The organism is Nosocomiicoccus massiliensis, assembly GCF_000438455.1.
In the GTDB taxonomy this organism is placed as follows: domain Bacteria; phylum Bacillota; class Bacilli; order Staphylococcales; family Salinicoccaceae; genus Nosocomiicoccus; species Nosocomiicoccus massiliensis.
Genome location: NZ_CAVG010000152.1, coordinates 1 through 11,804 on the forward strand (window position 1 = coordinate 1; position 11,804 = coordinate 11,804).

12 protein-coding genes are annotated in these 11,804 nt (G+C 35.4%); 2 read left to right on the top strand and 10 right to left on the bottom strand.

Features of this window, described 5'->3' with window-relative positions; genetic code table 11:
- Positions 1 to 34: 34 nt before the first annotated feature.
- The 3 genes from TJ68_RS07965 to TJ68_RS07975 form a co-directional block, all read right to left on the bottom strand.
- Positions 35 to 790 carry a class I SAM-dependent methyltransferase gene (locus tag TJ68_RS07965; RefSeq protein ID WP_052327391.1) on the bottom strand — a complete coding sequence of 252 codons (756 nt, stop codon included), beginning with the start codon at positions 788 to 790 and terminating at the stop codon, positions 35 to 37.
- 48 nt (positions 791 to 838) lie between these two features.
- Positions 839 to 2,284 carry an amino acid permease gene (locus TJ68_RS07970; RefSeq protein ID WP_040929620.1) on the bottom strand — a complete coding sequence of 482 codons (1,446 nt, stop codon included), beginning with the start codon at positions 2,282 to 2,284 and terminating at the stop codon, positions 839 to 841.
- A gap of 177 nt (positions 2,285 to 2,461) precedes the next feature.
- Positions 2,462 to 3,061 (bottom strand): TetR/AcrR family transcriptional regulator, encoded by a 600-nt coding sequence (locus TJ68_RS07975; RefSeq protein WP_040929621.1) that lies wholly within the window; start codon positions 3,059 to 3,061, stop codon positions 2,462 to 2,464.
- Between the two features lie 145 nt (positions 3,062 to 3,206).
- Between TJ68_RS07975 and TJ68_RS07980 the strand changes: the two genes are divergently transcribed.
- Complete coding sequence (locus TJ68_RS07980) at positions 3,207 to 4,901, top strand: YhgE/Pip domain-containing protein (RefSeq protein ID WP_040929622.1); 1,695 nt, start codon at positions 3,207 to 3,209, stop codon at positions 4,899 to 4,901.
- A gap of 34 nt (positions 4,902 to 4,935) precedes the next feature.
- Here the strand turns inward: TJ68_RS07980 and TJ68_RS07985 are convergent, their stop codons facing one another.
- The 4 genes from TJ68_RS07985 to TJ68_RS08445 form a co-directional block, all read right to left on the bottom strand.
- Positions 4,936 to 5,322, bottom strand: coding sequence for a YolD-like family protein (locus tag TJ68_RS07985; RefSeq protein WP_052327392.1), 387 nt, complete (start codon positions 5,320 to 5,322; stop codon positions 4,936 to 4,938).
- Between the two features lie 81 nt (positions 5,323 to 5,403).
- Positions 5,404 to 5,808 carry an HIT family protein gene (locus TJ68_RS08210; protein ID WP_052327393.1) on the bottom strand — a complete coding sequence of 135 codons (405 nt, stop codon included), beginning with the start codon at positions 5,806 to 5,808 and terminating at the stop codon, positions 5,404 to 5,406.
- Between the two features lie 64 nt (positions 5,809 to 5,872).
- The gene (locus TJ68_RS07995) at positions 5,873 to 7,486 is read right to left on the bottom strand and encodes an aryl-sulfate sulfotransferase (RefSeq protein ID WP_040929624.1); all 1,614 of its coding nucleotides are present in this window, start codon (positions 7,484 to 7,486) and stop codon (positions 5,873 to 5,875) included.
- Positions 7,487 to 7,585: 99 nt separating this feature from the next.
- Positions 7,586 to 7,723: a hypothetical protein gene (locus TJ68_RS08445; RefSeq protein WP_155974679.1), complete on the bottom strand. Its 138-nt coding sequence runs from the start codon at positions 7,721 to 7,723 to the stop codon at positions 7,586 to 7,588.
- A gap of 186 nt (positions 7,724 to 7,909) precedes the next feature.
- Here TJ68_RS08445 and TJ68_RS08000 point away from each other — a divergent pair, with 186 nt between their 5' ends.
- Positions 7,910 to 9,325 (top strand): pyridoxal phosphate-dependent decarboxylase family protein, encoded by a 1,416-nt coding sequence (locus tag TJ68_RS08000; protein ID WP_040929625.1) that lies wholly within the window; start codon positions 7,910 to 7,912, stop codon positions 9,323 to 9,325.
- An 88-nt stretch (positions 9,326 to 9,413) separates the two neighbouring features.
- On the opposite strand, the gene TJ68_RS08005 is transcribed toward TJ68_RS08000, so the two are convergent.
- The 3 genes from TJ68_RS08005 to TJ68_RS08015 all read right to left on the bottom strand — a co-directional run.
- A complete protein-coding gene (locus tag TJ68_RS08005; protein ID WP_238316073.1) occupies positions 9,414 to 10,769 on the bottom strand; it encodes a sodium:solute symporter family protein in 1,356 nt (451 codons plus the stop codon).
- A gap of 86 nt (positions 10,770 to 10,855) precedes the next feature.
- On the bottom strand, positions 10,856 to 11,524 hold the full coding sequence (locus TJ68_RS08010) for an ABC transporter ATP-binding protein (protein ID WP_040929627.1): 669 nt from the start codon (positions 11,522 to 11,524) through the stop codon (positions 10,856 to 10,858).
- Between the two features lie 9 nt (positions 11,525 to 11,533).
- Positions 11,534 to 11,804: FtsX-like permease family protein (locus TJ68_RS08015; RefSeq protein ID WP_148449695.1), on the bottom strand; the 271-nt coding region annotated here is incomplete at its 5' end.

Below are 11,804 nucleotides of genomic sequence, written 5' to 3' on the forward strand. Positions count from 1 at the left end.
CTATTAATATATGTATGAATGGAATATTAATTCTCTATGATGTGAGTATAACTCCGTAATGCGATACTGTGTTTTTACGAATACACTGCATAAATCCAAATTTTTTAAATAAGGGACTATTATAATGTGCTTTTAAAACAACTCTTTTAGCTGCAACACGTTTTGCTTCTTCGATTAAATCTTCAGTTAAACTTGCGTAGTTTGCATGTTGCTTTAACGAGTGTATACCTTCAGATTGTACCGCTTCATCGTACATCGGGTCGACATAGACGACGTCGTAACTATTATCTGGCTGTTCTTTTAAGTATGAATATGCGTCTATATTATATGTCGTTAAACGCTTTGCCGCATTCTCTAATTGCTGTAACGTATAGCGGTATTTCATTAACCCTATTGATACAGTCAAATATATGCTACAGACAGACTCAAGTGATGTAACACTATCCGTTACATAAGCTGCAATTAAACTGTCCGATGCGAGTCCCATCGTACAGTCGAGAAATTTATCAGTACTCGTTAAATTTGTCGCTTCTAAAAACGGATCGTCTTCCCCTTTTAATATACGTCGCAAACGGACTTGCGCAAAATTCGGGTGATACGTAAATGTACCTTCTTTAGATATATACTGCACTTTTTCTTTTCCGATAATGAGTATATCGTTACTTCTAGACATTAGTTGTTTCACGCTTTGTTTATAACGCTCAACAAATTCTATATTGTGCTTTTTTCCTAACTCAATAGTCTCCTCGCGCAATGCTGCATCGTACTTTAACGGAGTTGTAATAATCATCGTTTCACCTCTAAAAAAAGAGTACTGACTAATCAGTACTCTTTAAGTTTATTCTGTGCGTTTTCGTTCTAAGTTTATCTCCGACAGCTTGACCATCTTACTTCCTGTTATTAATTTATGAATAACAATTGCTACTCCAAATAATATAAATGGTAAGAAATGTCCAAAGACATTTTTAAAGTCTAAGTTTAATAAGTGCGGAATAGCTCCACCAACGAATAGTAATAATAGCACTGAAACCACTATTATTTTACCGAATACATAGCCTTTACCAACAAATGGTAAGACGTCTTCTACTTTTTTACCTTGTACTTTTATCGCTTTACGTAATCGAATTTGCGCCCAAACATTAGAGCCCCAAATCACAATGATCAGCGATCCAACGAGTTCTAACAGGAAGAAAATCGCATTTTCTTTGAAATTAGAAAATACAATAATTAAAAACACGGCAACGATTACTGTAATGACCGCTGAAAGTGGAGAACGTGTGCGTTCGTTAACTTTCCCTAAAAATGCTGGTGCTTGTTTATTATTTGCGAGTGAATATAGCATTCTACTTGCTGTGTATAACATCGAGTTCGATGCTGAAAGTAATGCTGTTAAAACAACAGCGTTTATAACTGACGCAGCAAATGCAATACCAATTCTATCGAACACAATTGTAAATGGACTTTGGTTTACTGATCCGGTTTCGTTTAATAACATCGGATCTGTGTATGGTAAAATCGCTGAAATGACTGCAATTGAACCGATATAAAATATGAGTATTCTCCAAAATACTTGTTTTACTGCTTTAGGCATCGATTTTTCTGGTTCGTCAGATTCTCCAGCAGTGACCGCAACAACTTCAGTACCTCCGACAGAGAACCCAGCTATAAGTAGTACACTAAAGAATCCTGCAAAGCCACCAACGAACGGTGCTTCTCCAACTGTGTAGTTTTTAAAACCGTACGTTTCACCGCCAAGGATTCCAAAAATCATTAATACACCGAATACGATAAACACAAAAATCGTAGTAACTTTTATAAGAGAAAGCCAATATTCCGCTTCACCATAAAGTTTTACTGTAAATATATTTAGTAATACGATGATAATGAAAAATACGATACTCCAGCCAAATGGTGAAAGAAACTGCATCGCTTCCCAGAACGTAATTACGTTTGCAGCAACGATTATGTCGACCGCAGATACTAATACGCCGATAATTAAATACAACCATCCGATTGCAAACCCAACCGATGGATCGATAAAACGCGTCGAGAACGCACTAAATGCACCTGACACTGGATAAAATGTCGCAAGCTCCCCGATTGTACTCATTAAAAAGTAAAGCATGACACCGATAATTACATATGCAAGTAAAGCCCCTCCGGGTCCAGCTTGAGATATTACACCACCAGTCGCGACAAACAACCCTGTTCCAATCGCACCACCAATCGCAATCATAGAGACGTGACGTGCTTTTAGACCACGGTCCATTTCATTGTTGGACATATTGACTCCTCCTTTTCTTATTTTTGACATTCATTTTTATAAAATTGATATGAGTCATTTAAGTATCGTATACCTTTTTCTTTCCGTTTACAACACCTTTTCATAAAATAGTTAAAAGATTTTAATTTTTTTGAATAATTAAAATGTATATAAAAAAGAGCGCCTCTAGGCACTCCTTTATATAACTACTTCTTCATTTACTAAGAGTGATTTAAAAATTCCGTTCACTGTGATTGTCTCTACGATATTAGCCATCTCTTTTGGTGACCCTTTACAACCACCTTCTAACCAGCGATGTATAATGCCGATATGTGCATTCGACATATACGTAATGAGATAATTTCTAAAATTATCTTCAGCGATTGTAATACCATACTCTTTTTGTTTCGCCTCATAAAATTTATACGTATATTTTGAGAACTCCTCTATAAATTGTAATCGACCGACCGCAATCGCCGTTGCAAATATTTTATCTTTATGATCCTCGATATATACAAATAACCCCTCAAGTATCTCTTTCATTTCTTCTTCTTTTTGAGTTACTTCCTTACTTCTATATAGCACATCCTCCACACCAATGATTAACTCTTTTTGATATGAGTCAATGAGATCGTACTTATCTTTATAATGGCTATAAAATGTTCCACGGTTAATCATCGCATGTTCGCAAATGTCTTTTACTGTGATATCTTCAAAACTTTTCTCACGAAGTAGCTCGACGATTGATTCATCGATACGTTTTAACGTCTTGATCACTCGCAAATCCATTTTCTTCATTTCTATCGCTCCTGTTTTATTCTTTGTATAATATTATACACTATGTTGATTAAAATTCTTGTAATTCGACTCATTGCGTATTATAATATTTTATTGTACTCAGTGCACATTATTTTGACAGAAATTAAAAAGTAAAGGTGATTAAATGTTAAGAGATTTTAAGTTTATACGGAAAACGCCTGTGTTACTAATTTCTCTTCTAGTCGTTTCAACACTTCCATTTATATACGCTGTTACCTTTTTAGGTGCAATGTGGAATCCATATGAAAATACTGAAGAGATGAAATTTCACATCGTAAACGAAGACAAAGGTCACGAGGAAATCCATGTCGGTGATTCTTTAGTAGAAGAATTAAAAGAGGAAGATCGCTTAGATTGGCAGTTCACTGATTTAGATACTGCGAAAAAAGCGTTACAAAAAGGAGATACGTACGGATATATCGTGATTCCTGAAGACACGTCTGAAAAAGCGATGTCCTTCTTAACAGATAATCCTGAGCAAGTTGAAATGTCTCTGAACTTAAACCCTGGTCATAACTTCATTGGTTCTCTCATGTCAGAGCAAGCAGGACATTTCATTATCGAAGAAGTACGTAAAGAAATTACAGATAATTATATTACAGCGATTGTCGATCAACTAAACTCTTTAGAGACAGACAGTAAAGACGCACAAGATGCAATTCAGCAACTGACAGACGGAGTAAATGAATTAAATGCTGGTCTCATTGAAGCACACAACGCTTCAGGGCAACTTTCTCAAGGAGCAAATGAATTAAACAATGGTATCGGACAACTCAATGATGGTGCAAATCAGTTAAGTGGAGGAGCAGGTCAACTCTACCAAGGTGAGCAACAAATGACTGTGCAACTTCAACAAATTGCACCAAACCTAGGTCCTTCAGGACAACAGCTTGTCCAAGCACAAAGTCAATTAGAGCAAGGTGCTGGCGAAACAAGTGGTGGAGCAAATCAACTTGCTCAAGGAGCAAGCGAAGCAGCAAATGGTGCGAACGAATTAGCGAATGGAATCGGACAGTTGAATAACGGTTTAGGTGAGTTACAACAAGGTTCACAACAGCTTTCAGACTCATTAAACGAAATAAATACGCAGTTTAAAAAAGTACTCGATAAAATCGAGGAAGAAAACCTAGCATTTACTGAAGCGGGTGCAAAAGCTATCGCACAACCCGTTCATTTAGAAACGAATAACGTAGTTAAGACTCAAAACTACGGACAAAGCTTTGCACCGTTAATCGTTGCAATCAGCTTATTCATTGGGTCAATTACGTTTAACGTCGTCTATCCAAACAACAAAATATTTGATGAACATACCGGTGTATTTAAAGCATGGATTAGTCGTATGCTCCTATATATGGTACATGCATTAATTATCTCATCACTCATTACGATCGTCGTTGACTTCATTATGCAAGTCGATATCGGTAGTCACTGGAGATTCTTCTTACTCAACTATGTATGGGCGTTATTATCTATTACGATGATTGGTGCGTTAGTTACTTTATTCGGTAACTTCGGTAAATTCTTAAGTATCATCTTACTCATTGTCCAATTATCAGCGAGTGGGGGAACATTCCCAATCGAAACGACAAACGCGATTTACCAAAAACTATATGAATTCTTACCAATGTCTTATACAGTCATCGGTTACAGAACAGCAATATTCAACCAAGCATTCGACCACGAATTCAGTACAGTCATCTACGTATTACTCGCAATGCTTGTGAGTGCGATGTTATTTATCTTATTACTATTCTGGATAAAAGAAAAATCACCAAAATACAAAGCTCTTACAAGTCGACTCAGTCGATTAGAGTCATAGAAAAATTAAGTGGCACCTGAAAGGTGCCACTTTTTTATGCCCATAAATTACTACCTTGTTCAACCTCATAAATGTGATAAAAATAAATCGGGAGTAGAGAACCATCTTTATTCACCATAATCATGTTCGTTTCCTTGATAATACTTTCTACCGTACATTCGATCATCATCTCATACCCATTCGCCCAGTATCGAATAATCGCTCTTTTACCGAGCAATGATTGCAACATGCGCTCATTATGTTGAAGTGCATCATCTGTTAACTTTGGATACTCTTTTTTTAATTGATTTTGAATCATTTGATTTACATTTTCGTATTGTTCAGGCATCGTTGCAAACGGCATCCACTTAATCATCCCTCGGCCAATAGGGATGTTTGAATCGAGTTGTTCGTATGGAATATTTCTATAATCGAGGATCATATTTACCATCTCCTTGATTTTATTATACGAACGTATGTTCTATTTTTCAACAAAAATAAAACGAGAAGGGTTTCCTTCTCGTTATTTTAATTTTTCTGCTCTTTTCGCTTTTATATCTTCTAAAACCTCATCTACATTAATTGAAGTGTCATGAGGTAGATCAAAGTTTAAATTGTCATTGTCATCTCTTGGGATAAAGTGAAAGTGTACTTGTGAATCCGTTTGGCCAGCAGATTCACCGTTATGGCACACGATTGTATAATCTTTATCCATATCTTTCGTCGCAACTTTATGCATGAGTGCCATTAGATCTCCGCGTACGACTTTATTGTCGATATCGCCAAATGTTTCAACCGGCATCTTCGGCATGACTAAAATATGGCCTTTTGTCGCAGGTCTTTTATCTAGTATCGCGATACTATAAATACTTTCTCTAATTAAATGATAATCCTTATTTTTAATAGATTCGTATAGTTCATTTTTCATATAATCACTCCTAAATACCAATATACTAAATTTTGTCGTTTCAATTATTAAATTTGCTTATAAATTACTCTTCAGGCTCGACTAATACGTCAACGATATAGTTTTCTGATAGTAACGGCATGCGATACACGTGATATATAGAATCATGGTTATCGCCTTTCTGTCGTTCAATACGCATTTCAGATATAACATCATTATTTTCATGACTGAGTTCGACAATGTTAGAAGTGATACGGTTCTCTTCACTCGACATTGAAGACGTTACGAACACACGATTATTTTCTTCTTCAAAGTATACGCTACCTCCGTTGTTATAAAACGGCTCACGATACGAGTCAATCTCTTCAATTCTATCTTCTAATTGGTATATACGATATTGAATCACTCTACTGTATTGATCTATATCGCTCTCGTAATTATCTAATACTAATATATCTGTCGTAGAAACATTATTATCTTGGTCTGGTAAAACTTCGATACTATATGGATACATCGGTAAGTCGACACCTTCAGCACTTAAAATCTTTTCACCTAAACCATCATCTTCTTTCGGCCAATGATCGTCTCGTGTGATTATCCATTCTATTTCATTTTCTGGATAACTCATTTTTGCAATGATATTTTGATTTAAGAAAGAAATGATTAATGAATCGTCTGATACGTCGACGTTATTTACGTGTAACCAATCATCACCGACGTGATACTTATATAACGCTTCTGGGAATACCTCTTTAAAATTAACACTATTCACGATCTCACCGTTGTCCCAGTCAACTTCTATCATAGCATCATAGTTATGCTCATCAACATTATTATGCGTAAGTAGCAGTATATTGCCATTTTCAAGCGTTATAACGTCGTTATGAAGCGGTCGTTCTCCGTCATAATTTGACTGCGAGTAAGTATACGCACGATATATTTTCCCGACTGGATCAATCTCAATCAGCTCATTGAATATCGCATTTGTATCGTCATGCGTTACATTTAAAATAAAGTGACCCGTTTCTTCAATGATTTCAAATACTTCAGTCGAAATATTTGAAAGTACGAAACGAATATCTCCTGCATGATCTACTCCGAACAATTCTCCAGTTGCTGCTTTTACATAAGTCAGTTCGTCTATTCTTTTCATTTGTTTTTCTTTAACAGTATCAACAGTGTAGAAGTCTTCATCTAATTCATCTGTTTCAATTTCTATTTGGTGTTCAAGTTCTTCCCCATTTTCATTTGTTACAGTAATTAAAACTTCGTTCACTGTTCCTGCATACAAACCGACAATCGGTATTTGATGACGTACTTCATAGTTTGGTGACTCATAAGTATAAGACGTATCTTCTGTTTTTCCTATAACGGTATACGTTACTTTCGTCGGTTCATCTGTATTAAACATTACATATGCGGATAACGGACTATTACCGTACGGATCTACTCGTATAAAAGGGTTATCGTACGTATAGTTATCGTTATAATATGATTCGTTAATTTCTTTGTCGATCTCTTTTATAGATTTAAGCGTATCTTTGTTTTTCTCTAATTGATATAAATCTTCTTCAAGATCAATAATTTCTTCAACAATTGATTCATTTTTTTCTTCAGATGTTTCTTTTGGTTTCTCGTCCGGTTGTGCTGAACAACCAGCGATGAGTATTAAACACATTGATAATATAATTTTTCTCATCGTTTTCTCCCGAATTTTTAATATAAAAATACTCCCCGTAAAGCAATACAGCGTGCTGCATGTTTTATGGGGAGTATCTTCTAACTTTCATTAGACGGATTATTTATTTTTCTTCTTATTGTAACTATTTTCCTCAAGCACGAGTGCGACTAGGAAAAAGAGCATGAATACCGGAATCGCAATAAAGAATCCCATAACAAGCCAATCTGTTACTGCACCTAAAACGAACAATTTCATTACTCCTTTACAATATATTAATTATAAAACATACAGTCTTATTTCTATTCTAGCATTTTTTAGCGTATCTTCCTATAGTTTTTAGTAAAAACAGAATGTTTAAAACTATTATACATCTTATTATTCATAGATTTAACAAATCATAGTCAGTTATAATTTACTTATGACTACGAAAGGGTGAACATAATGACATTTAATGAAACTAACCTTGATCTAGAAACGATAATTCGAGATGAGGTCAACAAATATTTAAATCGAGACGTCAGTCAGTTACCAGCGACTGTACAAGCACCAAAAGAATTAACTCAAAAGTATGAAAAGATGGAAGTCCCAAAAGTTGGAAGGGATATTTATGAAGTACTTTCGGAGTTAAACAACGAAGTTTTAACTTATTTATATCGTCCAAATCATAAACGTGCGTTTTCGTTTATCCCTGGTCCAGCATCACGATTATCATGGTTAGGTGATATTTTAACAACTGCAAATAATATCCATGCTTCGAACTTTAAAAACGCGACGTTACCAATTAGTATCGAGCGTAACTTAATTAACTATCTTGCAGAAAAAATAGGTTACGAAGTGAAGCCAAGCGGGGGCGTCTTTGTATCTGGTGGTTCAATGGCGAATCTAACGGCTGTCGTTACAGCACGTGATGCAAAAGTAACGCTAGACAAACTCACTCAAACTACCGTTTACTTAACGTCTCAAACGCACCACTCAGGTCGTAAAGCGTTACATGTAGCGGGATTCCCTACGGATAATATACGTATCATTGATCATAACGAAGACTTTACAATGAACGTTACTCATTTAAAAGAAACAATCGAGGAAGACGTGAAAAATGGATTTATACCGGCACTCGTTATTTCAACTGCTGGTACAACGAACACAGGTGCAGTAGATGATTTCGATGAGATTGCTGATATTTGTGAAGAACATAATATTTGGCAGCACGTCGATGGGGCATACGGTGCATCACATTTATTATCTACAAAAGGTAAGGCGTTATTTAAAGGGATCGAACGTTCTGATAGCGTTACCTGGGATGCACATAAACTTCTCTTCCAAACGTATAGTTGTGCAATGATTATCGTAAAAGATAAATACAACCTCATTAACAGTTATGGTGAAAAAGCAGAGTATCTTGACGACATCACATCAGATGATGACGTTATCGATCCAGAGATGCTCGGTATCGAACTTACGCGCCCAGCACGTGCTGTAAAATTATGGTTAACGTTACAAGTTGTTGGTGAAGACGAGTTTAGAAGACGTATCGACTATGGCCAAGAACTCGCTCACTTCACAGAAAATTATGTTACGTCATTAGAGAATTTTGAGATTATATCTAAACCAAGTCTTGCGATATTAAGTTTTAGATATTATAACGACTCATTTACGGATGAACAAAATGACCACTTAAATAATATCGCCGCTAAAAAACTTGCAGACTCAGGATACGCAGTCGCATACACAACGACACTAAACAATAAAAAAGTGTTCCGTCTCTGTACGATTCATCCGGAAACTACAGAAGATGATATTAAAGAAACAATCGATCGACTCAGACTTTATATTTTAGAAGAGGCAGAGAATTTATAACGCTATGCGTTACTTTAATTGACGAAGTCAATTAAAGTTAACTGCAACTATCCGAAAGAGTTTTATCATATAACAACGCCTACCATTATTAATTGGTAACGGTAGGCGTTGTTTCTTTTTTCATTTTTGAAACTAATATAAATACAATTAGTGAAACTGGTAATCCTATCATAATTGGATGGAGTCCAAATGGATGGCTAAGTATCTGCCAAATGATTGCAGTAATAAGCCCAGCCCACATTGAGTAAAGTCCTGCTACTTTTGATACACGTTTCATAAATAATCCTGCTGTAACAGGAACAAGTAATCCTGATACTGACATTGCTGTACCTGTAACCATTAAATTGACAAGTCCTGGTATCGTTAAAGCCATAATGAGTGATACTACAGAAACAATAACAACTGACAGTCTACTATATTTCAGCATCTTTTTATCATCTTTTGTTTTGACGTTCGGTTTAATTATATCGTTCGCGACAGATGAAGAACCTGCAATAAAGAACGAATCCGCACTTGAAATCACAGCGGCAAGTAATATTACAATCATAAATATAACAAGAGAGAACGGAAATACCGATTGTACGACATAATAGAACGTCAGCGACGTTTCTTCTACTTCTAAGTTTAAACCATATTTACTATAAATACCGATTAATATCGTAATAGCACCTAAAAGAATCGCAATAACCATTGAGATCCAATACGCATTTTTCGCTGTATTTAAACTTTTTGCTGCCCATATTCTTTGCCATACATCTTGTCTAATAAATTGATAGCATGCAAGTGTTAATAGGTAAACGAGTATTTCTTTCGGCGTTATATTCGTAACGCTAAGCATTGCTTTTTCACCCATTGACTCTGCATTTATAATCATTTGACTATAACTATCTAATTGTTGCAGTACTCCTATAAGCAAAATAAAAATACCGCCTGTAAGTAAAAGTCCTTGTATAACATCTTGCCATACGACAACTTTTAATCCTCCAACATATGTTTTAAAACTTAAGAATAGCCAGCCTAAAATAATTCCTACAGTCATATTTAAGCCAATTGTTAAATTTAAAATAGATGCAATCGCAACAAACTGCATTCCTGTCATTGAACAATATGCAAACAAGAAACTAATTGCTGTTGGGATTCTTGCCGATTCACCGTATTTCAAAGCAGTGAAATCTCCAATTGTGACCATATTGTACTCTTCTCCGATTAAACGAATCCTCTTTAGAAATAATGCAGCAAGTACAATAACCGCAAATAACATCGTTATATGTATCCACATTTGTCCCATTCCGAGTACACGACCATTTTCTGTATACCCTAAAAGTGTCGCACCACCGACACCTGTTCCAACAAATGTCAGTATCAGCGGAAACATCGATACATTTCTACTTGCGATATTATAATCTTCGTAAGTCTTCACCTTACGACCAAGAAATAATGTCATCACTATTAAAAATAGAAAGTAGATAGTAATTACTATTTTCAAGGTCAAGGATTCATCCACACTAAACATTCTATATCCTCCATATACTACTGTTTTGTCTCTGTTAGCTTACCATCAACCATCTCGAATACACGGTCAGAATATTGAATGAGACGATTATCATGTGTCACAAAAATCGTTGTTTTATCGTTTTCTTTTGTAAGTTCACGTAAAATTTCCATCACTTCTAAAGCGTTATTTGTATCAAGTGATGCGGTTGGCTCGTCTGCTAATATTATCGCAGGATTTGTATATAACGCTTTAGCAATCGCAAATCTTTGTCGCTGTCCACCGGATATTTCTGATGGTAATTGATTTTTTGTTTTGTCTAAATCTAGTCGTTCAAGTAACTTGTTTAATTTTTTATCAGATATAACATCTTTTTTATATTTCTTTAATAGCTCAAACTGCTCTGACACCGTCAAAAAATCCACTAAGTTTGACGTCTGAAGTATAAATCCTATTTTCTCTAACCGCAACTTTGCAAGTTTTTTATCACTTAAATTAGTGATTTTTTCATCATCAACTGAAATTATACCTTTTGATGGCTTTTGTAGTGCTCCTGCCATCGTTAAAAATGTACTTTTCCCTGAACCGGAGGGTCCAATAATTGCGACTAATTCTCCTTTATTTAAAGTTAAGGAAACTGGCTGAACCGCTTCAATAATTTCTTTACCATCTTTAAATTCTTTTGAGACTTCTTCAAATTTTAACATAGTATTCTCCTATCCAATCGCTTCTAATGGATCGATATTTCTTATTGTAAATATTGAAAATAGACTACCGAGTAAAGAAACGACGATTAAAATTGCACCGTATAACGCAAGCGTTGAATATTCAAATTTAATTGGAACAATGTCAGGAAGTGCTAACGCTGTGATGAGTGTAAATAATAATCCAATAATTGTACCAATTGCTGATAGAATAAACGTTTGTGATATCATTACTTTTGCGAGGTCACCGTTAGTAAATCCTTGTGCTTTTAACACTCCAAAT

Coding starts and splice junctions, on each gene's coding strand:
- TJ68_RS08010 (WP_040929627.1), bottom strand. CDS start 11,524: ATGTTAAAATTTGAAGAAGTCTCAAAAGAATTTAAAGATGGTAAAGAA.
- TJ68_RS07970 (WP_040929620.1), bottom strand. CDS start 2,284: ATGTCCAACAATGAAATGGACCGTGGTCTAAAAGCACGTCACGTCTCT.
- TJ68_RS07980 (WP_040929622.1), top strand. CDS start 3,207: ATGTTAAGAGATTTTAAGTTTATACGGAAAACGCCTGTGTTACTAATT.
- TJ68_RS07995 (WP_040929624.1), bottom strand. CDS start 7,486: ATGAGAAAAATTATATTATCAATGTGTTTAATACTCATCGCTGGTTGT.
- TJ68_RS07965 (WP_052327391.1), bottom strand. CDS start 790: ATGATTATTACAACTCCGTTAAAGTACGATGCAGCATTGCGCGAGGAG.
- TJ68_RS07975 (WP_040929621.1), bottom strand. CDS start 3,061: ATGAAGAAAATGGATTTGCGAGTGATCAAGACGTTAAAACGTATCGAT.
- TJ68_RS07985 (WP_052327392.1), bottom strand. CDS start 5,322: ATGATCCTCGATTATAGAAATATTCCATACGAACAACTCGATTCAAAC.
- TJ68_RS08210 (WP_052327393.1), bottom strand. CDS start 5,808: ATGAAAAATGAACTATACGAATCTATTAAAAATAAGGATTATCATTTA.
- TJ68_RS08445 (WP_155974679.1), bottom strand. CDS start 7,723: ATGAAATTGTTCGTTTTAGGTGCAGTAACAGATTGGCTTGTTATGGGA.
- TJ68_RS08005 (WP_238316073.1), bottom strand. CDS start 10,769: ATGACATTATTTCTTGGTCGTAAGGTGAAGACTTACGAAGATTATAAT.
- TJ68_RS08000 (WP_040929625.1), top strand. CDS start 7,910: ATGACATTTAATGAAACTAACCTTGATCTAGAAACGATAATTCGAGAT.